The 22252-nt window shown below is 60.4% G+C and carries 20 protein-coding genes; 10 read left to right on the plus strand and 10 right to left on the minus strand.

The window, feature by feature from the left end; all coding sequences use genetic code 11:
* Nucleotides 1-6: 6 nt before the first annotated feature.
* Nucleotides 7-360, minus strand: coding sequence for a putative quinol monooxygenase (locus ACP7D9_RS12585; protein WP_426157721.1), 354 nt, complete (start codon nt 358-360; stop codon nt 7-9).
* 369 nt (nt 361-729) lie between these two features.
* Between ACP7D9_RS12585 and ACP7D9_RS12590 the strand changes: the two genes are divergently transcribed.
* The gene (locus tag ACP7D9_RS12590; protein WP_426157723.1) at nt 730-1659 is read left to right on the plus strand and encodes an AraC family transcriptional regulator N-terminal domain-containing protein; all 930 of its coding nucleotides are present in this window, start codon (nt 730-732) and stop codon (nt 1657-1659) included.
* 124 nt (nt 1660-1783) lie between these two features.
* On the opposite strand, the gene ACP7D9_RS12595 is transcribed toward ACP7D9_RS12590, so the two are convergent.
* Nucleotides 1784-3232, minus strand: coding sequence for an aldehyde dehydrogenase family protein (locus ACP7D9_RS12595; RefSeq protein ID WP_426157865.1), 1449 nt, complete (start codon nt 3230-3232; stop codon nt 1784-1786).
* Nucleotides 3232-4869, minus strand: a complete 1638-nt coding sequence (locus ACP7D9_RS12600) for a 5-guanidino-2-oxopentanoate decarboxylase (RefSeq protein ID WP_426157725.1) — start codon at nt 4867-4869, stop codon at nt 3232-3234. Before ACP7D9_RS12600 ends, ACP7D9_RS12595 begins: the two co-directional genes overlap by 1 nt.
* 146 nt (nt 4870-5015) lie before the next feature.
* Here ACP7D9_RS12600 and ACP7D9_RS12605 point away from each other — a divergent pair, with 146 nt between their 5' ends.
* Nucleotides 5016-5897 carry a LysR substrate-binding domain-containing protein gene (locus ACP7D9_RS12605; RefSeq protein ID WP_426157727.1) on the plus strand — a complete coding sequence of 294 codons (882 nt, stop codon included), beginning with the start codon at nt 5016-5018 and terminating at the stop codon, nt 5895-5897.
* Nucleotides 5898-5931: 34 nt separating this feature from the next.
* Here ACP7D9_RS12605 and ACP7D9_RS12610 read toward each other — a convergent pair whose 3' ends face one another.
* Together ACP7D9_RS12610 and ACP7D9_RS12615 are read right to left on the minus strand one after the other, a co-directional pair.
* Nucleotides 5932-6546 carry an NAD(P)-dependent oxidoreductase gene (locus ACP7D9_RS12610; protein WP_426157729.1) on the minus strand — a complete coding sequence of 205 codons (615 nt, stop codon included), beginning with the start codon at nt 6544-6546 and terminating at the stop codon, nt 5932-5934.
* A gap of 45 nt (nt 6547-6591) precedes the next feature.
* A complete protein-coding gene (locus tag ACP7D9_RS12615; RefSeq protein ID WP_426157731.1) occupies nt 6592-7470 on the minus strand; it encodes an MBL fold metallo-hydrolase in 879 nt (292 codons plus the stop codon).
* A gap of 113 nt (nt 7471-7583) precedes the next feature.
* Here ACP7D9_RS12615 and ACP7D9_RS12620 point away from each other — a divergent pair, with 113 nt between their 5' ends.
* Nucleotides 7584-8489, plus strand: a complete 906-nt coding sequence (locus tag ACP7D9_RS12620) for a LysR family transcriptional regulator (RefSeq protein ID WP_426157733.1) — start codon at nt 7584-7586, stop codon at nt 8487-8489.
* Between the two features lie 139 nt (nt 8490-8628).
* Nucleotides 8629-8805, plus strand: a complete 177-nt coding sequence (locus tag ACP7D9_RS12625) for a hypothetical protein (RefSeq protein WP_016773438.1) — start codon at nt 8629-8631, stop codon at nt 8803-8805.
* Nucleotides 8806-8856: 51 nt separating this feature from the next.
* Here ACP7D9_RS12625 and ACP7D9_RS12630 read toward each other — a convergent pair whose 3' ends face one another.
* Nucleotides 8857-9747, minus strand: coding sequence for a helix-turn-helix domain-containing protein (locus ACP7D9_RS12630; RefSeq protein ID WP_426157735.1), 891 nt, complete (start codon nt 9745-9747; stop codon nt 8857-8859).
* Nucleotides 9748-9922: 175 nt separating this feature from the next.
* On the opposite strand from ACP7D9_RS12630, the gene pobA reads away from it, so the two are divergent.
* Together pobA and ACP7D9_RS12640 are read left to right on the plus strand one after the other, a co-directional pair.
* The gene (gene pobA, locus ACP7D9_RS12635) at nt 9923-11116 is read left to right on the plus strand and encodes a 4-hydroxybenzoate 3-monooxygenase (protein WP_426157737.1); all 1194 of its coding nucleotides are present in this window, start codon (nt 9923-9925) and stop codon (nt 11114-11116) included.
* A gap of 77 nt (nt 11117-11193) precedes the next feature.
* A complete protein-coding gene (locus tag ACP7D9_RS12640) occupies nt 11194-12711 on the plus strand; it encodes an MDR family MFS transporter (protein WP_101162228.1) in 1518 nt (505 codons plus the stop codon).
* A gap of 85 nt (nt 12712-12796) precedes the next feature.
* On the opposite strand, the gene ACP7D9_RS12645 is transcribed toward ACP7D9_RS12640, so the two are convergent.
* From ACP7D9_RS12645 to ACP7D9_RS12660, 4 genes are all read right to left on the minus strand, one after another.
* Complete coding sequence (locus ACP7D9_RS12645) at nt 12797-13645, minus strand: cache domain-containing protein (protein ID WP_397479433.1); 849 nt, start codon at nt 13643-13645, stop codon at nt 12797-12799.
* A 127-nt stretch (nt 13646-13772) separates the two neighbouring features.
* Nucleotides 13773-14630 (minus strand): ATPase, encoded by an 858-nt coding sequence (locus ACP7D9_RS12650; RefSeq protein ID WP_426157740.1) that lies wholly within the window; start codon nt 14628-14630, stop codon nt 13773-13775.
* A 116-nt stretch (nt 14631-14746) separates the two neighbouring features.
* The gene (locus ACP7D9_RS12655; RefSeq protein WP_426157742.1) at nt 14747-15739 is read right to left on the minus strand and encodes an NAD-dependent epimerase/dehydratase family protein; all 993 of its coding nucleotides are present in this window, start codon (nt 15737-15739) and stop codon (nt 14747-14749) included.
* A 99-nt stretch (nt 15740-15838) separates the two neighbouring features.
* Complete coding sequence (locus tag ACP7D9_RS12660) at nt 15839-16726, minus strand: LysR family transcriptional regulator ArgP (protein ID WP_101162211.1); 888 nt, start codon at nt 16724-16726, stop codon at nt 15839-15841.
* A 97-nt stretch (nt 16727-16823) separates the two neighbouring features.
* Between ACP7D9_RS12660 and ACP7D9_RS12665 the strand changes: the two genes are divergently transcribed.
* From ACP7D9_RS12665 to ACP7D9_RS12680, 4 genes are all read left to right on the plus strand, one after another.
* Nucleotides 16824-17426: a LysE/ArgO family amino acid transporter gene (locus ACP7D9_RS12665; RefSeq protein ID WP_101162209.1), complete on the plus strand. Its 603-nt coding sequence runs from the start codon at nt 16824-16826 to the stop codon at nt 17424-17426.
* Nucleotides 17427-17602: 176 nt separating this feature from the next.
* Nucleotides 17603-18199 (plus strand): superoxide dismutase, encoded by a 597-nt coding sequence (locus ACP7D9_RS12670; RefSeq protein WP_016773431.1) that lies wholly within the window; start codon nt 17603-17605, stop codon nt 18197-18199.
* A 328-nt stretch (nt 18200-18527) separates the two neighbouring features.
* On the plus strand, nt 18528-20579 hold the full coding sequence (locus ACP7D9_RS12675; RefSeq protein WP_016773430.1) for a putative bifunctional diguanylate cyclase/phosphodiesterase: 2052 nt from the start codon (nt 18528-18530) through the stop codon (nt 20577-20579).
* Between the two features lie 218 nt (nt 20580-20797).
* Nucleotides 20798-22150, plus strand: coding sequence for an imelysin family protein (locus ACP7D9_RS12680; RefSeq protein WP_426157746.1), 1353 nt, complete (start codon nt 20798-20800; stop codon nt 22148-22150).
* Nucleotides 22151-22252 lie beyond the last annotated feature (102 nt).

Consider the following 22252-nt stretch of genomic DNA (forward strand, 5'->3'; position numbering starts at 1 on the left):
AAACCCTCAACCGGCGAGTTTGTGTATCGGTGCCGAGCATTGACCGAGGGCCTGCGCGGCCGAGACGTCTCTGAAGGTATGAAAGTCGAGGCTGTTGACCACCAGGTCCTGGACCAGCTCGGCGAACACTTCCATCGACGCACTGTTGAAATAAGCAGTCATCATCTGCTGACTGCTCCAGTAGCCGCTGACCAGCCACAGGTCAGTGTCGCACTGCGATTGTTGCAACGAAAAACTCAGGCAGCCGGGGGCTGCGCGCGAGACTTCGATCAACGCGCTCAGGCGCACACCGAGTTCCGCCGAACGCCCGGCCTGGGCACGAACGAAGGCCATATGACTGACAGGCATCTGCTTGGACATGATCAACCCTCCATGAAATCGCGTGACAGCCGGGGGACGGGCTGCGACTGAAGCAAAGATTAAGGGCCGCAGCGGCTGCGCCGTTAGTCGATTCCTGCCTTCGCGTTGCACAATCCTGCGAGACTTGCCAAAACCCCGGCCGCCGCCACGGCCCTGCAGGAGCTGCCGAAGGCTGCGATCTTTTGATCTGAAAAACAAAAAATCAAAAGATCGCAGCCTTCGGCAGCTCCTACGGTCGGGCGTGTCGGCGACGGTCGCGAACGGCGCGATGCAGAATCAGGCAAGCATTTGGCAGAATGTGTCTACCGCTGCTGCTTGCACAAACATATGCTCTGTTGCATTCCCCCTCTCTTGCCGAGGATGCCGTGCATGACGTCATTCGACCGTTTTCAAGCCGAACCCAGCGCAGATATGGAAAAGCAGCGCGCGGAGCTGGCGGCGATCATCCGCCGCAACACCAGCGAAGATGGCAGCTACCAGACCGCTATCGGCTCGCTGGTGATGTCGCGCCACACCAAGTCCCATGATTTCGCCCCGGTGCTCGCGCAACCGGCGCTGTGCATCATGGCGCAGGGGCGCAAAGAGGTCCGCCTGGCCGATGAGTTCTTCAACTACGACCCGCTGAATTACCTGGTTGTGTCCGTTTCGATGCCGCTCAGCGGGCGCGTGGTCAACGTCTCGCCAGAGGAGCCGATCCTCGCCGTGCGGCTGGACATCGACCCGACCGAAATCACCGCGCTGATCGCCGACGCCGGCCCGATGGGCGTTCCGACGCGGCCGACCGGACGCGGTCTGTACGTGGAAAAAATCGACAGCGCCATGCTCGACGCGGTGCTGCGTCTGGCGCGACTGCTCGACGCGCCGAAAGACATTGCCATGCTCGCGCCGCTGATTCGCCGAGAGATCCTCTATCGCCTGCTGCGCAGTCCGCAGGGTCATCGTTTGTACGAGATTGCGATCGCCAACAGCCAGAGCCATCGCATCAGCCAGGCGATCAAATGGCTCAACGGCAATTTCGAGCAGCCGCTGCGCATCGATGATCTGGCCCGGGAAGTGAACCTCAGCGTGTCGACGCTGCATCACCGCTTCAAGGCGATGACCGCGATGAGTCCGTTGCAGTATCAGAAGCAGTTGCGCCTGCAGGAAGCGCGACGCCTGATGTTGACCGAAGGGCTGGAAGCGTCGGCGGCGGGGTATCGGGTGGGCTATGAAAGTCCGTCGCAGTTCAGCCGTGAGTACAGCCGGCTGTTTGGCGCGCCACCGTTGCGAGATCTGGCGCGGCTGCGGCTGTCGGTCTGATCCGGTATCTGAAGCGAGGCTTATGGCGCTTTCGCGAGCAGGCTCGCTCCCACAGGGAAATGCATTCCAATGTTGGAGCGAGCCTGAACGCGAAGGGGTCAGTCCAGGCGCTACATCTTTGTGATCAGACCGCCCGGATCACATGCTTGATCTCTTGAAAAGCTGCCAACCCCCAAGGCCCCAGCTCACGACCGACACTGCTCTGCTTGTAACCACCCCATGCCGCCTGCGGGAAGATCACCTGCGGCGCATTGATCCACACCAGCCCCGCCTGCAACGCATTGGCCACGCGATCTGCCGTTGCGGCATCACGCGTCACCACACTCGCGACCAAGCCGAACTGGCTGTCGTTGGCCAAGGCAATTGCCTCGGCCTGCGTGCTGAAACTGCGCACACACACCACCGGCCCGAAAATCTCTTCACGCCATAACGCGCTGTCCAGCGGCACATCGGTGAACACCGTCGGTTGCAGAAAATAACCGCGCGGCAGATCCGCCGGACGATTGCCGCCACAGAGCAAACGGGCACCAGCGCTCAGACCACGATCGATATGCCCGAGCACCCGTTGGTACTGCGCCTGATTGACGAGCGCGCCCATCTCGACCTCCGGGTCGAACGGGTCGGCGACTCGAATCGCCTCTGCGCGCTTTTGCAGACGCTGAAGAAATTCATCCATCAATTGCTCGGCGACCAGCACCCGACTGGTGGCCGAACACATTTGCCCGGCGTTGAAGAACGCACCGCCACAGGCCAGTTCCACCGCCAGCTCCAGGTCAGCGTCCGCCAGCACCAGCAACGAAGATTTGCCTCCCAATTCCAGGCTCACACCTTTCACTGTTTCGGCAGCGCGTTGCATCACCTGCACGCCAACCGCATTGCTGCCGGTAAAGGAAATTTTGGCAATGCGTGGATCGGCCGATAACGGTGCGCCCACTGCCAGACCGGTGCCGCAGACCAGATTGAACACGCCGCCGGGCAAGCCGGATCCGGCAATGATCGCGGCCAATTCCAGCTCCGGCAACGGCGTCACCTCCGAGGGCTTGAGCACCACGCAGCAACCGGCAGCCAGGGCGGGCGCCAGTTTCCATGCAGTGGTGACCATGGGGAAATTCCACGGCACGATCAGCCCGACCACGCCGCACGGCTCACGACGCAGGCGTGCGCTGAAATCCTCGCTTGGCAGCGGCACGTTGCTGTCCTGCCTGGCGTCGAGGCCTTCGGCGAGCTCGGCGTAATAGTCGAAAGTGGCGGCCACGTCATCGACATCGATGGCCGCTTCGAACTGCGGTTTGCCGTTGTTGCTCGACTGCAATTTCATCAAATGCTCGCGACCGTTGCGCACGCCATTGGCAATGTTGCGCAAAACCGCAGCGCGCTCGGCGCCGGTGGTTTTCGACCAGTGTTCGAACGCCTCGGTCGCTGCGCTGATCGCTTGATCCACGGCGTGTTCGTCACCGCCATTGACCGTGGTCAGCAGCGCCTCGCTGGCGGGATTGATCACGCGCAGATGTTCGCGGCCCGACGACCATTGGCCGTTGATGTAGAGACCGTCGAGTGTGGTCAGGAAACTGATCATTTGGCCACCGCCTGCATCCACTGGTTCTGGTCGATTTCAATCAGCGTCGGGCCTTGCCGGTCCGTCGCCTTGCGCAGCGCTGCGCGCAGCTCTTCAACGCTGCTGATGGTTTGCGCAGCGCAGCCGAGGCCCTTGGCTACGGCAACGAAGTCAGGGGTGTAGATGTCCACGCCGACCGGTTCGATGGCGCGGTTGACCATGTACTTTTTGATCTCCTCGTAACCCTGGTTATTCCACAGCAGGACGATCACCGGCACCCACGCTTCGACGGCGCTGGCCAGTTCCGGCAGCGTGAACTGCAAGCCGCCGTCGCCGATCAGGCACACCACTGGCGGGCGCGCGCCGTTATCGGGTTGCCCACCGAGCCACGCACCAATTGCCGCCGGCAATGCATAGCCGAGGGTGCCGTAACCGGTGGATGCATTGAACCAGCGGCGTGGTCGCTCGGGGTTGAAAGTGAGATTGCCGGTGTACACCGGTTGCGTCGAGTCGCCGACGAACACCGCTTCGGGCAATTCGTGCAACACGGTTTCAAGCAAACACGTCTGCGCCAGCGTCGGCGCATCCCAGCTCGCCGCCAATTCATCACGCAGACGCGCTGCGCGAACCTGGCCCCAATCATTGCGGCGATCGGCCAGCGGCTTTTGCGTCAGCGTACTGAGCAACGCTTGCGCGGCGTTGCGCGCATCAGCGACCAGTGCGACGTGCGGCGGGTAGTTGCGCACGGTCTGATCGGTATCGATGTCGATGCGCAGCAGCTTGCCGGGAATCTCGAAGCCGCCGGCGAAGGTCACGTCGTAATCGGTCTCGGCCAGCTCGGTGCCGATCGCCAGCACCACGTCCGCTTCAGCGACCAGTGCGCGGGTGGCGACCAGGCTTTGCGTCGAACCGATCAACAACGGATGGCTGGTCGGCAGCATGCCTTTGGCGTTGATGGTCAGCGCCACTGGAGCGTCGAGCAATTCGGCGATTTGCGTGAGCTGCGGCGCCGCGTCGATAGCGCCGCCACCAGCGAGAATCAGCGGACGTTGCGCGTTAGCGAGCAGTTCGCTCATGCGACTCACCGCAGCCGGTGCGGCGCCGGCACGGTCGATATTCACCGGCAGGCTGGCGAGCAGGTCATCGGCTTGTTCCACCAGCACGTCCAGCGGAATTTCGATGTGCACCGGACGCGGTCGCCCGGCCTGGAACAAGGCAAACGCACGCGCCAACAGCACCGGAAGTTCGGCGGCGGACATCAGCGTGTGCGAAAACGCTGCGACGCCGCCGACCAGTGCGCTTTGATTCGGCAGTTCATGCAACTTGCCGCGCCCACCGCCCAACTGGCTGCGTGACTGCACGCTGGAAATCACCAGCATCGGAATCGAATCGGCGTAAGCCTGACCCATGGCCGTGGTGATATTGGTCATGCCCGGGCCGGTGATGATAAAGCACACACCGGGTTTGCCGCTGGTACGCGCATAGCCGTCGGCCATGAAACCCGCGCCCTGTTCGTGGCGAGGCGTGACGTGGTTGATGCTCGAACGGGCCAGACCTCGGTACAGCTCAACGGTGTGCACACCGGGAATGCCGAATACCTGTTCGACCCCATAACTCTCGAGTAACTTGACCAGTACTTCGCCGCACGTTGCCATGTTGATTGCCTGTTGTTGTTCGCTGAAACACAGATTCCCTGTGGAAGCGGGTCTGCACATGGGTCTATTGGAACGGCGCGCAGCTGGCAGCAACAATCGATTAAAAGTCATACTAGCCATGTCCTCACGTCATACCTCGGATCGCCATGAAACGCCTGCCTCCCCTGCCCGCTCTGCATACGTTCTGGATCACCGCGCAATGCTGCAACTTCACCCGCGCCGCCGAGCAGTTGCACCTCACTCAGGGCGCGGTAAGCCGACAGATCGCCGGGCTGGAAGAACAGCTCGGTTATCCGTTGTTCATTCGTTTGGCCAGAGGCTTGGCGCTGACGGCCGAAGGACGGGAATGGTTGCCGCAGGTGGAGAAGGTCTTCGGGCTGATCAGTGAAGCGACCGAGCAGATCGGTCAGGCGCGGCAAACCTTGCAACTCAAGGCACCAAGCTGCGTGATGCGCTGGCTGCTGCCGCGCCTGCTGCAATGGCAGAAGGAGCGCCCGGACGTGCCGGTGAAGCTGACAGCGTCGCTGCAACACGGTGTGGATTTTCAGCGCGAGCAATTCGATGCCGCCGTGATTTACGGCCCGCCACCGGACCATTCGCCAGGCGCGCTGCATCTGTTCGACGAACAATTGACACCGGTCTGCTCGCCGCAACTGCTCAAAGGTTCGCCCGCACTGAAATCACCGAATGATCTGCAGGAGCATCTGTTATTGCATCCAACCCACGATATTCAGGACTGGTCGGTGTGGCTTGATGCGGCGGGTTTGCAACTGAGTAACCTGGGCAGCGGCCAGCATTTCGAAACGCTGGATCAGGCGATGTCGATGGCCTCCCATGGCACGGGAGTAGCGATCGGGGATTGGTCGCTGATTGGTGATGATCTGAACGCCGGACGGCTGGTGATGCCGTTTGAATTGAAGGTGAAGACGGGGTTGGCGTATTACGTGGTGGTGCCTGCTGGAGCCGAACCCTCGCCGCAACTTGAGGAACTGATGCTCTGGCTGGTTGAGCAGGCTCATACCCGCTGAACACCGCTATCCCCTGTAGGATCAGCGTTTCAGATCAGTAACCGACCGTATAGCGCTGGCGCGAATGTTTCGGCGTTTCCACTTCGTCCATCAGCGCAATCGCATAATCGGCAAAGGTGATCCAGCTTCGCCCTTGGGCACTGACCAACAGATGGTCCTTGCCGACCCGGAATGTGCCGCTGCGCTCACCCTCGACAAACTCAGCCGATGGCGACAAAAAGGTCCAGTCCAGTTCCTGCTCTTGCCGCAACGCTTCAAGAAACGCTGCGCCAGCACTCGCCTCGGTTTTGTATTCGGCCGGGAAACCGGCGCTGTCGATCACCCGCGTATCGTCCGGCAGCAACAGCGAACCGGCGCCGCCGACCACCAACAAACGCTTCACACCCGCCTGCTTCACCGGCCCGACAATCGCCGAGGCCGGCACGGTGGCGAAGTGCGCTGCGCTGATCACCACGTCGTGACCGGCCACCGCCGCTTGCAGCGCAGCCGAATCCAGCACGTCGAGATTTTTGTTGACGACACCGGCACGGCTGCCGATTTTCGAGGTATCGCGGGCGATGGCGGTGACGCTGTGACCGCGACGCAGGGCTTCTTCCAGCAGTTGGCTACCGGCACGTCCGGTGGCGCCAATGATTGCGATCTTGCTCATGAGATTCTCCAGTGGGCTTGAAAATGCTGCGTGTTCAGGTTCGGCTTACCACTGCATCTCGCCCTTGGCGACTTTCGCACTGAGTTCCAGCGAGCTTTCCTCGCCGAGTTGCGGGTAGCGTTTTTGCATCGCGGCGATCAGTGCAGCAGAGTCTTTCGCTTTGGCGGTTTCGGCATCAAAGGCCTTGATGTAATCAGCGGTGAATTTCACGCTGGCCAGCGAGCGGCTGCTGTCACCCAGGTAATGGCCGGGCACCACGGTTTGCGGTTTCAGGGTTTCGATGGTGTGCAGAGTGTGCAGCCAATCGGCGTGGGATTGCGCAGTCTGAGTGTCGGCCATCCACACATGAATGTTCTCGGCGAGCACTACGCCACCGACCACCGCTTTGAGCGAAGGGATCCATACGAAACTGCGATCCGGCTGTTTGCCGTCGAGTCCGATCACCTGCAATTTCTTGCCTTCGAGGATCAGGCTGTCGCCCTTGAGCACGTCGGGGACGATGGTTTTTGCCGGCACGTCGGCGCCCATTTTCGGCCCCCAGTAGGCCAGTTTGCCGTCGACGGTGTGTTTGATGTGATCGACGGTCGGTTGCGAGGCCAGCACTTTCGCCTGCGGGAATGCCTGGGTCAGGGTGTCAAGGCCGAAGTAGTAATCCGGATCGCCGTGGCTGATGTAGATAGTGGTCAATTGCTTACCGCTGGCGCGGATCTTTTCCACCACCTGCTCGGCCTGGGATTTGCCGAATTGCGCGTCAACCAGAATCGCTTCTTTCTCTCCGCTGACCAGCACCGAGCTGACCGGGAAAATCGCCTGGATGCCCGGGTTGTAGACATCGAGGCTCAGCTCGCCAGCGGATGCCTGGGCGGCAAAGCCGAAAAATGCGGCGGCGAGCAGAACGCGTTTGAAGGGGGTGAAGCCGATCATGTGTTGCTCCGGATTGCGAATGCCAGTTTGGCGATGCAGCAGAGCTTAGTTGCCAGACTCAGTACAAAAAATGCGATGCTTGAACATAGTTTGTTTCTGAAAGCGGGCAAATCATGGATCGGCTTCAAGCAATGCGGGTATTCGTCACCGTGGTGGATCTGGGCAGCCAGTCGGCGGCGGCCGATCACCTCGACCTGTCGCGGCCGGTGGTGTCGCGCTATCTGGCGGAGCTGGAAGACTGGGTCGGCGCGCGGCTGATGCACCGCACCACGCGCAAATTGAGCCTGACCGCTGCCGGCAGTGAAATCCTCCCGCGCTGTCGGCAGATGATCGACCTGTCGCACGACATGCAGGCCGCCGTGAGCGAACCCGATGACGCGCCGCGTGGCCTGCTGCGGATCAGTGTCAGCACCTCGTTTGGCCAGGCACAACTGGCCGATGCGGTCGCGGTGTACGTCAGGCTTTACCCCGGCGTGAGCATCGATCTGCAGATGCTCGACCGCACGGTGAATCTGGTCGATGAACGCATCGATCTGGCGATTCGCACCAGCAACGATCTCGATCCGAATCTGATCGCCCGGCGCCTGACCGTGTGCCGTTCGGTGGTCTGCGCCGCGCCGGCTTATCTGCTTGAGCAACCGGCGCCGCGAACAGTTGAAGATTTGAGCCGGCACAACTGCCTGACCCACTCCTATTTCGGCAAGAGCCTGTGGCATTTCGAGGAGGATGGCGAACCGGTTTCGGTGCCGGTGCAGGGCAATATCAGCGCCAACGAAGCCAGCACCTTACTGCGTGCAACCCTGGCCGGCGCAGGGATAGCGATGCTGCCGACCTACCAGGCCGGGGTGCATATTCACAACGGCGAACTGCTGCGTTTGCTGCCGCATGCCGAGCCGCGACAGATGAATATGTACGCGGTGTACGCCTCGCGCAAACACATGCCGGCGGCACTGCGCAGCATGCTCGACTTTCTGGTGCAGCGTTTCCCGGAGAACCCCGCGTGGGATGTGGGACTGTAAAGTCAAAAGATCGCAGCCTTCGGCAGCTCCTTCATTTGGGATGCGTTTCCCCTGTGGGAGTTGCCGAAGGCTGCGATCTTTTGATCTTGTTCTATGCTCAAGGTAATACCGCAAGGTAGACGTTCAGAGGTCGAACACCATGAACATCAAAACAAAAAGATACGCCGCCATCTTCATTACCTGCGCCGCCACGCTGGCGCTGTACGGCACCGCTGCCTGGCGGGTCGAGCAGTTGCGTCAGCTGCCGCGCGAGTATGCGAGTTGCAACTATGAGCGGTGTATTCCGCACAATGCCACGCTGAACGCATTGCGCTGATAGACCTGAACTGGAATGCAAGCTCGCTCCCACAGATATTTGGTGGTGATATTAAGGTTGTTGCTCGGCCTTCAAGCGGTCGCGGAATGCCTTCGGCGAAATCCCCACCCGGCGGCGGAACAGCCGCGTGAAGTTGGTCGGATCGGAAAAGCCCAACAACTCCGACATCTCGTAAATTGTCATGCTGGTGTAGGTCAGGAGGCGCTTGGCTTCCAGCAACTGGCGCTCGTGCATGATCTGCAACGCCGGTTGCCCGGCCAGTTCACGGCAGGTGCCGTTGAGGTGCGACACGGAGATGCCCAGGCGATGAGCGAGGTCTTCGACCTTGACGTGCTGGCGGTAAGTCTCTTCCACCAACTGAATGAAGCCGTTGAGGTATTCGCGCTGGCGTTGCGGCCGTTGACTGGCCTTGTGACGGACGATCGCCTGGCGACTGACCCAGACCATGATCACGCTGACCAGCGAATGCATGAGCATTTCCCGCGCCGGTTGATGGCCGTTGTACTCGGCCTGCAACGCTGAAAACAGACTGTTGAGATAATCGCCATCCTTGCCGGCCGGGTAGTTTTCCACCCGAGCCAACGCGTGTACCGAATCGCCCAATTGTGCCTGCAAATGACTGATCAGTGGCGTGGCCAGCGTGACGATGAAGCCCTCGACATCCTCGGAAAAACGAAACCCATGCACCGATAACGGTGGCAGCACCTGAATCGCTGGCGTCTGGAGTTGCGTACGCTGCCCTTCGATTTCAAGCGCTGCCTGACCTTTGAAAACGAACAGCAACTGGCACAGATCCGCGTGGCGGTGAGGTTTGATTTCCCACTGGTGTTCGCGACTGCGCGAGGAGATGGTTTCACAGTGCAGCAAGTCCGGGGTCGGCCAGTCCAGGCTTTCGCCATAGAGCTTGAACACCGGAATCGAAGGCAGGGCAGGCTTGTTCATCACTTCAATCCAGGCCTCGGGTTTTGGGCGATAATCGCACCGATTGGCAGAATGTACAGGTATCGGCTCAGTTTTCACCTTCAATTGACAGACCCGCAAGGGAAAAATGCAAGCACTCGATCCATAAAATCAGTCACCGGCGATTGCTGCGTGATGCTTGCGAGTCATAAAAACAATGAAAACCCTGAAAACCCAAGTCGCCATTATTGGCGCCGGTCCTTCCGGACTGCTCCTCGGCCAGTTGCTGCACAACGCTGGCATCGACACCCTCATCCTCGAACGCCAGACTCCTGATTATATTCTCGGGCGCATTCGGGCCGGCGTGCTTGAACAAGGCATGGTAGAGCTGCTGCGTCAGGCCGGCGTCGGTGAGCGAATGGATGCCGAAGGTCTGGTTCATGGCGGCTTCGATCTGGCGCTGGACGGGCGTCAGGTGCACATCGACCTGCACGCGCTGACCGGCGGCAAAACAGTAATGGTCTACGGCCAGACCGAAGTCACCCGCGACCTGATGGCCGCTCGTCGGGAGGCTGGCGCGCCGACGATTTATCAGGCGAGCAATGTCGTTCCCCACGGTATGAAAAGCGACGAAGCCTTCGTCACGTTCGAAAAGGACGGCGAAAGCTGGCGCGTCGATTGCGATTACATCGCCGGTTGCGATGGTTTCCATGGCGTCGCCCGCCAGTCGATTCCGGCCGATTGTCTGAAGGTTTTCGAGCGGGTTTATCCGTTCGGCTGGTTGGGCATTCTCGCCGACACACCGCCGGTCCACGACGAATTGGTCTACGCCCGCCACGAGCGCGGCTTCGCTTTGTGCAGCATGCGTTCGGCCACCCGAACGCGCTATTACCTGCAAGTGCCGGCGGATGAAAACGCCGACGACTGGAGCGACCAGCGTTTCTGGGATGAGCTGAAAAAACGCCTGCCGGACGCCCTCGCGGAAAAACTGGTGACCGGTCCTTCGATCGAAAAAAGCATCGCGCCGCTGCGCAGTTTTGTCGTCGAGCCAATGCAGTACGGGCGCATGTTCCTCGTCGGCGACGCAGCGCACATTGTCCCGCCTACAGGCGCCAAGGGCTTGAACCTGGCCGCCAGCGATGTCAGCACGTTGTTCAATATTCTGCTGAAGGTCTATCGCGAAAATCGTACTGATCTGCTGGAAAAATACTCTGAGATCTGCCTGCGCCGAGTATGGAAAGCCGAACGGTTTTCCTGGTGGATGACTTCGATGCTGCATCGTTTCGACGAACACGATGAATTCAGCCAGCGCATCAGCGCTTCTGAGCTGGACTACTTCGTCAGCTCCGAGGCTGGGCAAAAAACCATTGCAGAAAATTACGTCGGGCTTCCGTACGAGGCTATCGAATAGCTTCCTACCGACTTACACTGCGAGCATCCACCCGCGCGCGATGGCCGCGCGGGTCCATCAATGCCCGCAGGTTTTCCGTGACCCCTCTCAATCAGCCTGAAACGTCCAAACCGGCCATTCGCAGCGTGCTGGTCGCCTTGATGATGGCGATCTTTCTCGGTGCACTGGACCAGACCATCGTCGCTGTGTCGATGCCGGCGATTTCCGCGCAATTCAAGGACGTCAGCCTGTTGGCCTGGGTGATTTCCGGTTACATGGTGGCGATGACCGTGGCGGTGCCGATCTACGGCAAGCTCGGCGACCTGTACGGGCGGCGCAAACTGATGCTGTTCGGCATGGGCCTGTTCACCCTCGCCTCGTTGTTCTGCGGCATGGCGCAGAGCATGGAACAACTGGTGCTGGCGCGGATCCTTCAGGGCATCGGCGCCGGTGGCATGATCTCGGTGAGTCAGGCGATCATCGGCGACATTGTCCCGCCGCGTGAGCGCGGGCGCTATCAGGGTTACTTCAGCAGCATGTACGCCGTGGCCAGTGTCGCGGGGCCGGTGCTTGGCGGCTACATGACCGAATACCTGTCGTGGCGCTGGGTGTTTCTGATCAACCTGCCATTGGGCCTCGGCGCCTGGTGGGTGGCGCGCCGCAATCTGCGCGGATTGCCGATTCCGCAGCGCAAACCGGTGATCGATTACCTCGGCACGGTGCTGATGATCATCGGCCTCACGACCTTGTTGCTCGGCATCACAGAAGTCGGCCAGGGTCATTCATGGCGCAGCCGCGAAGTGCTCGGCCTGTTCGCCTGCGCCGTGATCGTATTGGCGCTGTTTGTCTGGCATGAGCGCCGGGCGCGCGAGCCGTTGCTGCCGATGCACCTGTTCGCCAACCGTAATGCGCTGCTGTGCTGGTGCACGATTTTCTTCACCAGTTTCCAGGCCATCTCGCTGATCGTGCTGATGCCGCTGCGCTTTCAAAGCGTTACCGGCGCTGGCGCCGACAGCGCGGCGTTGCATTTGCTGCCACTGGCGATGGGCTTGCCGATCGGCGCCTATTTCGCCGGCCGCCGCACCTCAATCACCGGGCGCTACAAACCGCAGATCCTTACCGGCGCGATCCTCATGCCGATCTCGATTCTCGGCATGGCCTTCAGTCCGCCACAAGCAACGCTGCTCAGCGGTTTGTTCATGCTGCTCAGCGGTATAGCCGGCGGCATGCAGTTCCCCACCTCGCTGGTCGGCACACAAAACTCGGTGGAACAACGCGATATCGGCGTCGCCACCAGCACCACCAACCTGTTCCGCTCCCTGGGCGGTGCGGTGGGCGTAGCGTTGATGTCGGCGCTGTTGCTGGCATTGCTGCACGACTCCAGTGTCGCCCACCTGGCGAACAGTGCGCTGATCAGCGAAGGCCATTCGGGCAACGTCCTGCTCGATGGCCTGAACGCCGCGCCGGGCGATGCACAGCACGCCTTGCGCGCGGAGCTGCTGGTGACCTTCCGCCACTTGCTCTGGGTCAGCACGGCGGTGTCGCTGCTGGGGCTGGCAGCGGCGATTGCCATGCCGAACAACCTGTTGCGCGGGCGGGAGCACGGCGTCCGCTGACGGCAAAAGATCGCAGCCTTCGGCAGCTCCTACAGAAGAACGCTTTCCCATGTAGGGGCTGCCGAAGGCTGCGATCTTTTGATCTTCAAGGGCTGTAGTAACCCACCGCGACGAGGAAGTGCCCGACCTTTTTAAGGTAGGCATGCTTGTCCTCGATCTTGCCGGTCACCGGGTTTTTCCAGCGGTATTCGTATTCGCCTTCATCCTGCTTGCCGATCAGCGCCAGAATCGGCTCACCCACGGGTTTTCCTTCAGGATCCTTGACCTTGCCGAAATCGGTGTTGATCAAACGCAGATTGGTGCCGTGGGCGACGTAGCGCTGGTTGTCCAGATCGACCACGAACACATACAGGTCATCCTGCAGATAACCGCCCTTGAGCGAGTTGATCGCGGTCAGCGTGCCCTTCTCGTCCTTGGTCAGATCCGTCGCGGCCTTATCCAGTAGCGCTTTGGCTTGTTCTGCCGAAGCGCGTGGCAAGTAGTAACCCACCGCAAGAATTCGCTGCCCGACGCGCTGATAGAACACATGCTTGCGCTCGACCTTGCCGTCGGCCCAGTTCTGCCAGCGGTATTCGGCCTGCTGAATGCCGTTGCCTTCCGGCACTTTCAACGCATCCTTGAATGCCTTTTGCAGATCCGGCCCGAGTACTTCGCTGACATCACGGCCGATCAGTGCCGATGACGGCCCGCCACTGGCAAGCATGACGCCTTTGGTGTCGAGGACGAACACGTAGCGATCCTTGTCGACAAATTCACCCTGGCGACTGAATGCGGCGAAGGCTTTGTCGCCGTTGTCGTGGTAGTAAGCCAGAGCTTTTTCCAGTAAGGCGATAGCGGCCTGACTGTCGTCCTTTGCAGCGGTGGCGGCGCTGGCCTGGCCGACACTGGCCAACAAGATCAGGCCGAGCCAGGCCACTTTATGCAAAAACCCCATAGCGCATCCCTCGTTCTTTTTGGTGTTTCAAGAGCGTAGACGGCTTGCGGTCATGTAGAGATATTCAGAGCGTTTCTGAACGTTGCGCCGCGAGGCTGGCAAGCAGTGCTCGCCAGCCTCGATCAGCTTATGGGCGGGAATTGATCTGTTGTTGCAGATTCTGGATCTGCGCCTGCAGGGTGTTGAGGTTGCGCGTCATCTGCGCGCGGAATGCATCGAACTCGGCGGTATTGCCGCCACCCTGAGGCGCTGCCGGGCGGTTGTCCTGCTGACTTTTCAGCACCACGATGTCCTGCTCCAGGCGATCGATCGCCGCGCTCGGATTGCCCTGTTTCTTCAGCGCGGCGATATCGGCGCCGAGGCTTTTGAGCTGGGCGTCGAAGGCTTTCAACTGCGCGTCGACCTTGCTGGTATCGGCTGGGGTGCTTTTGATTGTCGCAAGCTCGGCACTCAAAGCTTTGACCTGTGCCTGCAATTGCGTATTGGCGTTCTGTTGTTCGGTGGTCTGTGCGGTCATCTGCGCCAGCCGCTTGTCCAGCTCGCTGGCCTGCCCGGCCACGCCTTGCTGCTGCTTGCTCTGGTCGAGCAGCTTGCCTTCGAGTTGCTTGATCTGCAGCTTCAGCGCTTCGCTGTCGCTGCTGACGTTGCTCTGGCTGGCGACGACTTTGCCGGAAATATCCTGCAGGCGCCCGGCCGCTTCTTCGCTGATCCGCGCGAAGCTTTCCTGGGTGGCGACCAGTTGCTGTTCCATCAACGAAATCTGCTGAAAACTCCACCAGGCCAGACCGATGAAGGCGATAAACAACGCGCCGGCCAGCGCCCACAGCGGCCCGGTGCTGGCAGCCTTGACCTTGACCACTGGCGCGGTACGCGAATGCACGGAGGTGCGGGGACTGGGCGCGATGTCATCGTCATCGAACGGATCGGCGCGCAGGCTTGGCACGTTATCGAAATCGTCGTCGTGGGCATCGTTTCGCATGGACATTGAGGCAACCTTTGGCAAACGCGGTGATGGCTAAATGCTGCGAAGTATAACCGCCGCAGCCGCAGGCATTGACCCTCAACCCGCAAGGCGGTTCAGTGCCGCCCGGCCGAATCGTTTCAACGGATGTCCTGGGCTTTCCACCACGCACAGAACTCATCGAGGGCAGCCCACAGACTGACTTTCGGATCGTAGTCGAGATAATGCCGGGCGCGGCTGATGTCGAGGGTGAAATTTTTCTTCATGACCTGCATGCCCAGACGCGACAGTGTCGGCTCCGGACGTCCGGGCCAGAGCCTGCAGGCGCCTTCGTTGAGCGCCGCAACGCTGTAGGCCAGACCGTACGATCGGTATTTGCGCACCTGATCGACTTCCATCCGCCGCATCACGTAATTGACCACGTCCCACAGCGGCACCGGCGTACCGTTGCTGATGTTGTAAGCCTTGCCCAGCGCAGAACCCTGGGCCAGCAGGCTGCTGAGCATGGCTTCGTTGAGATTCTGCACGCTGGTGAAGTCGACCTTGTTCAAGCCGTTGCCGATGATCGCCAGACGGCCCTTGCGCTGCATCTTCAGCAGGCGCGGAAAGATGCTCATGTCGCCGGCACCGGTGACAAAGCGCGGGCGCAGCGCGATGGTTTCAAGACCAAACTCCTGGGCACCGAAGACTTTCTGCTCGGCCAGGTATTTGGTTGCGGCATAGGGATGTCCGAAGCGCTTGGGCACCTGCTCTTCGGTCAAACCGAGATGGTCGCGGCCATCGAAATAGATCGACGGCGACGACAGATGCACCAGCCGCCGCACCCGTTGCTTGAGGCAGGCTTCGACAACGTTTTCGGTGACTTCGACATTGCCCTGATGAAAGTCCTGATAACGCCCCCACACGCCGACAGCACCGGCGCAATGCACCACGGCTTCGACGTCGCGGCACAGGTCGCGCACCAGCTCGGCGTCGGTGAGGTCGCCCGGCACAAACTCCGCACCGCGGCGCACCAGATACTCGACACTCTCGGCCCGGCGACCGTTGACCCGCACTTCAAGGCCCTGCTCCAGGGCGAAACGCGCAAAACGCCCGCCAATAAAGCCACTGGCGCCGGTAACCAAAATCTTCATCAAAAACTCCAGAAAAGCAGCTACGAGTGACAAGCTTTCAGCTGCAAGTTGAAACGGTGCGTGTTCTTGCTGCTTGCAGCTTGACGCTTGTCGCTGCGTTCAAGCCACTAGCCATTGTTTTGAGGAGCGCAGCAGTTGCTCGGTGAGCAGGTTGAGCAACTGACCGCCATTGCGCCAATGATGCCAGTACAGCGGCACGTCGATCGGTTTATCTGGCAGCAATTCGCGCAGCACCCCGCGTTGCAATTGCTCGCGCACCTGCAGTTCCGGCACCAGGCCCCAGCCCAGACCGGCTTCGGTCAGGCGAATGAAGCCTTCGGAGGACGGGCATAAATGGTGCTCGAACGCGCCGTCGACGCCCAACAGCGCCAGGTAGCGATGCTGAAGGAAATCGTCCGGGCCAAATACCAGCGCCGGGGTGCGGGGCAGCTGTTCGGCGCGCACACCATCGGGAAAATGCCGGGCGATGAAGGCCGGACTGGCCAGCGCCCGATATCGCATGGCGCCGAGCAACACACTGCGTGCGCCGGCCACCGGGCGCTCGCTGGCACACAGGCATGCGGCTACTTCACCGGCACGCATGCGCTTGAGGCCGACGGTCTGGTCCTCAACGATGAGGTCGAGCAACAAATGCTGCTCGGCGCAGAAATCGCCGACGGCCGCGGCCCACCAGGTGGCAAGGCTATCGGCGTTCAAGGCGATACGCAGGCGATCCGGCAGGCCTTCCTCATCCAGCGCCGGCACCACCGATTGCAGGTCGCGCTCGAGCAAACGCACCTGCTGCACATGGTTGAGCAAGCGTCGGCCGATTTCCGTCGGGGATGGCGGTGTTTCGCGCACCAGCACCGGCTGGCCGACCCGCGCCTCGAGCAATTTGATGCGCTGGGAGATGGCCGACTGCGACAGGCCCAGCACCTGCGCGGCGCGGTCGAAACCGGCCTGCTCGACCACGGCGGCCAGCGCGGAGAGCAATTTATAGTCAAACATCAGTTTTCCTAATGGGCGATCAGCACTATTGGTTTTTCTTATACAGCGCCACACCCGAGAATAGCCAGCAAGCACTCTCTTTCAAAGGACATCTCTCATGTGGCAAAGCTATGTAAACGGCCTGCTGGTGGCGTTCGGCCTGATCATGGCGATCGGCACACAGAACGCTTTTGTCTTGGCGCAAAGCTTGCGCCGTGAACACCATCTGCCGGTGGCCGCGCTGTGCGTGGTGTGTGACGCGATTCTGGTCGCAGCCGGGGTGTTCGGGCTGGCAACGATCCTGGCGCAGAACCCGACGCTTCTAGCGATTGCCCGTTGGGGTGGCGCGACCTTTCTGATCTGGTACGGCAGCCAGGCGCTGCGCCGGGCCTGTTCGAAGCAGAGCCTTGAACAAAGCGAGAACCAGACCGTGCGTTCGCTGCGCGCGGTGATGCTCAGCGCGTTGGCGGTGACATTGCTCAACCCGCACGTTTATCTCGACACGGTTTTGCTGATCGGCTCGCTGGGCGCGCAGCAATCGGTGCCGGGCGCTTATGTGGTCGGCGCGGCGAGTGCCTCGCTGCTGTGGTTTTTCACTCTGGCACTTGGCGCGGCGTGGCTGGCACCGTGGCTGGCCCGGCCGAGCACCTGGCGCATCCTCGATCTGGTCGTCGCGATGATGATGTTTGCCGTTGCCGCGCAATTGATCATCGCCGGATGAATAATTGCCAAAGGCTCTGGAACCTCTATCCCACACAGTTGTTGCGTGGTTAAGGCGCGACCCCGGTGCTATGATCCGAACCCTGCGCCGCAAAGAGTAAAAACTCGCCGGTGCATTTCCGGCCGCCCGTGATCGGCCTTGCGCTCACCGCAACAGACCTGATTAGGAGAATCATCATGGCTTTCGAATTGCCGCCGCTGCCTTACGCACACGATGCCCTGCAGCCGCACATCTCCAAGGAAACCCTGGAGTTCCACCACGACAAGCACCACAACACCTACGTCGTGAACCTGAACAACCTGGTGCCAGGCACCGAGTTTGAAGGCAAGACCCTTGAAGAAATCGTCAAGACTTCTTCGGGCGGCATCTTCAACAACGCCGCTCAGGTCTGGAACCACACTTTCTACTGGAACTGCCTGGCGCCAAACGCCGGCGGTCAACCAACCGGCGCACTGGCAGATGCCATCAACGCAGCGTTCGGTTCGTTCGACAAGTTCAAGGAAGAATTCAGCAAAACCTCGATCGGCACCTTCGGTTCCGGCTGGGGCTGGCTGGTGAAAAAGGCTGACGGTTCCCTGGCCCTGGCCAGCACCATCGGCGCCGGCAACCCGCTGACCAGCGGCGACACCCCGCTGCTGACCTGCGATGTCTGGGAACACGCTTATTACATCGACTACCGCAACCTGCGTCCGAAGTACGTTGAAGCGTTCTGGAACCTGGTCAACTGGAAGTTTGTGGCCGAGCAGTTCGAAGGCAAAACCTTCACCGCTTAAGCTGCACGCCAGACAAGAAACCCGGCCTCGGCCGGGTTTTTTTATGCCCGGCGCATGGCGTTTGTCGCACGCCAAAAGCAGCCTCGCGCCGTTTGCCGGGAGCCTTGAGCCGACTACCATCCACGATAGGAAAAAATCTTTGACCCGGTGCTCAAGTTGAGGGCGACTGCAACCGACACAGTAATTCAGAGCTATTACTCAAATGACCACATGGCGGCCAGGATACCGGCGAATTTTCCCGTGCCTGATTGTCCCTTTGACTGCCAACCCGGGATTGCCAATACTCATGGCAACTTGACGCTACCCGCACGGAACAAGGAATAACCCTTTGAAGCTGGAACTCAAGAACAGCTTGTCGGTGAAGTTGCTCCGGGTCGTGCTCCTGTCGGCATTGATCGTAGGCGTAGTCTTGAGCTGCGCGCAGATTGTCTTTGATGCCTACAAGACCCGCCAGGCCGTGGCCGGTGACGCCGAGCGCATCCTCGACATGTTTCGCGATCCGTCGACCCAGGCGGTTTACAGCCTGGACCGGGAAATGGGCATGCAGGTGATCGAAGGGTTGTTTCAGGACGACGCCGTGCGCCAGGCCTCCATCGGCCACCCCAACGAAGCCATGCTCGCGCAGAAATCCCGCGAACTGCAGCACTCCAACAGCCGTTGGCTGACCGACCTGATTCTCGGCCAGGAACGCACCTTCACCACGCAACTGGTCGGCCGTGGCCCTTACAGCGAGTATTACGGCGACCTGAGCATCACCCTCGACACCGCCACCTATGGCGAAGGGTTTATCGTCAGCTCAGTGATCATTTTCATTTCCGGGGTGTTACGCGCACTGGCGTTGGGCCTGGTGCTGTATCTGGTCTATCACTGGCTGCTGACCAAACCGCTGTCGCGAATCATTGAGCACCTCACCGAGATCAACCCCGATCGTCCCAGCGAGCACAAGATTCCGCAGATCAAGGGCCACGAAAAAAACGAGCTGGGCCTGTGGATCAACACCGCCAACCAGTTGCTCGAGTCCATCGAACGCAACACTCACCTGCGCCACGAAGCGGAAAACAGCCTGCTGCGCATGGCCCAGTACGACTTCCTCACCGGTCTGCCTAACCGCCAGCAATTGCAGCAGCAACTGGACAAGATTCTCGTCGATGCCGGCAAATTGCAGCGCCGCGTCGCCGTGTTGTGCGTCGGTCTCGATGATTTCAAAGGCATCAACGAACAATTCAGCTACCAGACCGGCGACCAGTTGCTGCTGGCGCTGGCCGATCGATTGCGCGCCCACAGCGGTCGTCTTGGCGCCCTCGCCCGTCTCGGCGGCGACCAGTTTGCACTGGTGCAGGCCGACATCGAACAACCCTACGAAGCAGCAGAACTGGCGCAGAGCATTCTCGATGACCTCGAGGCGCCCTTCGCCCTCGACGATCAGGAGATCCGCCTGCGCGCGACCATCGGCATCACCCTGTTTCCGGAGGACGGCGACAGCACCGAGAAGCTCTTGCAGAAAGCCGAGCAGACCATGACCCTGGCAAAGACTCGCTCGCGCAATCGCTATCAGTTCTACATCGCCAGCGTCGACAGCGAGATGCGCCGCCGTCGCGAGCTGGAAAAAGACCTGCGTGACGCACTGATCCGCGATCAGTTCTACCTCGTCTACCAGCCGCAGATCAGCTATCGCGATCACCGCGTGGTCGGCGTTGAAGCCCTGATTCGCTGGCAACATCCGGAACATGGTCTGGTGCCGCCGGACCTGTTCATTCCGCTGGCCGAACAGAACGGCACGATCATCGCCATTGGCGAATGGGTGCTTGATCAGGCCTGCAAGCAATTGCGCGAGTGGCACGATCAGGGTTTCGTCGATCTGCGCATGGCGGTCAATCTGTCGACCGTGCAACTGCACCACGCCGAGCTGCCGCGGGTGGTCAACAACCTGCTGCAGATGTACCGTCTGCCACCGCGCAGTCTGGAACTGGAAGTCACCGAAACCGGCCTGATGGAAGACATCACCACCGCCGCCCAGCATCTGCTCAGCCTGCGCCGCTCCGGTGCGCTGATTGCAATTGACGACTTCGGCACCGGCTACTCATCCCTCAGTTATCTGAAAAGCCTGCCGCTGGACAAGATCAAGATCGACAAGAGCTTCGTCCAGGACCTGCTCGATGACGACGATGATGCGACCATCGTTCGCGCGATCATTCAACTGGGCAAGAGCCTGGGCATGCAGGTGATTGCCGAGGGCGTGGAAACCGCCGAGCAGGAAACCTACATCATTTCCGAGGGTTGCCACGAAGGTCAGGGCTACCACTACAGCAAACCGCTGCCGGCGCGGGAGCTGGGCATCTACCTCAAGCAGGCGCAACGCAGTAACGCGGCTATTCTTTAACGATCAAAAGATCGCAGCCTCAAAGATCAAAAGATCGCAGCCTCGTTGCATTCGTCAGCTCCTACAGTGCAACGAGGCTGCGATCTTTTGATCTTCATGTGCAAATAAGAAATATTTCCAGCCACGCCTTTACACATAATGCGAAAGATTTGCATTATGTCGCAGTTTTGCGCGCCCCCGGCGCCAGTCCACTCAACTACCGAAGCAGGATGTTCGCCATGATTCGTATGCCTCTGGCTACCGCCAGTCTGCTGGCCATCGCTATTTCCCTCGCCGGTTGCGGCGAAGGCAAGGACAAAGAAAAAGCCTCCGAGATGACCCCGGCTTCCAGCAGCGCTGCTCCAGCTCCTGCCGCTGCACCTGCGCCTGCTGCCGGTAAAGTTGACGATGCCGCCGCCAAGGCTGTGGTCGCGCACTACGCCGACATGGTCTTCGCCGTTTACAGCGATGCCGAATCCACCGCGAAAACACTGCAAACCGCCGTCGACGCGTTTCTCGCCAAGCCGAATGCCGACACTCTGAAAGCCGCCAAGGCTGCCTGGGTCGCCGCGCGTGTGCCGTATCTGCAGAGCGAAGTGTTCCGCTTCGGCAACACCATCATCGACGACTGGGAAGGTCAGGTTAACGCCTGGCCGCTGGACGAAGGCCTGATCGACTACGTCGACAAATCCTACGAGCACGCACTGGGTAACCCGGGCGCCACCGCCAATATCATTGCCAACACCGAAGTCCAGGTCGGCGAAGACAAGGTCGACGTGAAAGAGATCACCCCGGAAAAACTTGCCAGCCTCAACGAGCTGGGCGGTTCCGAGGCCAACGTTGCCACCGGCTACCACGCGATCGAATTCCTGCTCTGGGGCCAGGATCTGAACGGCACCGGCCCAGGCGCTGGCAACCGTCCGGCCTCGGATTACCTGGAAGGCGCCGGCGCCACCGGTGGTCACAACGAGCGTCGTCGTGCCTACCTCAAAGCCGTGACTCAACTGCTGGTCAGCGATCTGGAAGAAATGGTTGGCAACTGGAAGCCGAACGTGGCCGACAACTATCGCGCGACGCTGGAAGCCGAGCCGGGTGAGTCGGGTCTGCGCAAAATGCTGTTCGGCATGGGCAGCCTGTCTCTCGGCGAACTGGCAGGCGAGCGCATGAAGGTTTCCCTGGAAGCCAACTCCCCTGAAGACGAGCAGGATTGCTTCAGCGACAACACCCACTACTCGCATTTCTACGATGCCAAAGGCGTGCGTAACGTTTATCTGGGCGAGTACACCCGCGTTGATGGCACCAAAATGACTGGCGCCAGCCTGTCGTCGCTGGTGGCCAAGACCGATCCGGCCGCCGACACCGCGGTAAAAGCCGATCTGGCCGCGACCGAAGCGAAAATTCAGGTCATGGTCGATCACGCCAACAAGGGTGAGCACTACGACCAGTTGATCGCCGCCGGCAACACCGCTGGCAACCAGGTCGTTCGTGACGCCATCGCCGCACTGGTCAAGCAGACTGGCTCGATCGAAGCCGCTGCCGGCAAACTGGGCATCAGCGACCTGAACCCGGACAACGCCGATCACGAGTTCTGATCAGCGCGCGCGCTTTAAAAAAGGCGACCTTCGGGTCGCCTTTTTCATACCACATGTTCACAGTCCCCTTAGGAGCTGCCGAAGGCTGCGATCTGTTGATCT

The sequence above is a fragment of the Pseudomonas sp. TSRC2-2 genome, from assembly GCF_049897785.1.
Lineage (GTDB): Bacteria > Pseudomonadota > Gammaproteobacteria > Pseudomonadales > Pseudomonadaceae > Aquipseudomonas.

What these genes read in the sequence shown, in the direction of transcription:
- ACP7D9_RS12630 (WP_426157735.1), bottom strand. Translation starts at nt 9,747, where the DNA reads ATGAACAAGCCTGCCCTGCCTTCGATTCCGGTGTTCAAGCTCTATGGC.
- ACP7D9_RS12660 (WP_101162211.1), bottom strand. Translation starts at nt 16,726, where the DNA reads ATGTTTGACTATAAATTGCTCTCCGCGCTGGCCGCCGTGGTCGAGCAG.
- ACP7D9_RS12655 (WP_426157742.1), bottom strand. Translation starts at nt 15,739, where the DNA reads ATGAAGATTTTGGTTACCGGCGCCAGTGGCTTTATTGGCGGGCGTTTT.
- ACP7D9_RS12620 (WP_426157733.1), top strand. Translation starts at nt 7,584, where the DNA reads ATGGATCGGCTTCAAGCAATGCGGGTATTCGTCACCGTGGTGGATCTG.
- ACP7D9_RS12600 (WP_426157725.1), bottom strand. Translation starts at nt 4,869, where the DNA reads ATGGCAACGTGCGGCGAAGTACTGGTCAAGTTACTCGAGAGTTATGGG.
- pobA (WP_426157737.1), top strand. Translation starts at nt 9,923, where the DNA reads ATGAAAACCCTGAAAACCCAAGTCGCCATTATTGGCGCCGGTCCTTCC.
- ACP7D9_RS12585 (WP_426157721.1), bottom strand. Translation starts at nt 360, where the DNA reads ATGTCCAAGCAGATGCCTGTCAGTCATATGGCCTTCGTTCGTGCCCAG.
- ACP7D9_RS12650 (WP_426157740.1), bottom strand. Translation starts at nt 14,630, where the DNA reads ATGTCCATGCGAAACGATGCCCACGACGACGATTTCGATAACGTGCCA.
- ACP7D9_RS12665 (WP_101162209.1), top strand. Translation starts at nt 16,824, where the DNA reads ATGTGGCAAAGCTATGTAAACGGCCTGCTGGTGGCGTTCGGCCTGATC.
- ACP7D9_RS12610 (WP_426157729.1), bottom strand. Translation starts at nt 6,546, where the DNA reads ATGAGCAAGATCGCAATCATTGGCGCCACCGGACGTGCCGGTAGCCAA.
- ACP7D9_RS12615 (WP_426157731.1), bottom strand. Translation starts at nt 7,470, where the DNA reads ATGATCGGCTTCACCCCCTTCAAACGCGTTCTGCTCGCCGCCGCATTT.
- ACP7D9_RS12605 (WP_426157727.1), top strand. Translation starts at nt 5,016, where the DNA reads ATGAAACGCCTGCCTCCCCTGCCCGCTCTGCATACGTTCTGGATCACC.
- ACP7D9_RS12680 (WP_426157746.1), top strand. Translation starts at nt 20,798, where the DNA reads ATGATTCGTATGCCTCTGGCTACCGCCAGTCTGCTGGCCATCGCTATT.
- ACP7D9_RS12645 (WP_397479433.1), bottom strand. Translation starts at nt 13,645, where the DNA reads ATGGGGTTTTTGCATAAAGTGGCCTGGCTCGGCCTGATCTTGTTGGCC.
- ACP7D9_RS12625 (WP_016773438.1), top strand. Translation starts at nt 8,629, where the DNA reads ATGAACATCAAAACAAAAAGATACGCCGCCATCTTCATTACCTGCGCC.
- ACP7D9_RS12590 (WP_426157723.1), top strand. Translation starts at nt 730, where the DNA reads ATGACGTCATTCGACCGTTTTCAAGCCGAACCCAGCGCAGATATGGAA.
- ACP7D9_RS12670 (WP_016773431.1), top strand. Translation starts at nt 17,603, where the DNA reads ATGGCTTTCGAATTGCCGCCGCTGCCTTACGCACACGATGCCCTGCAG.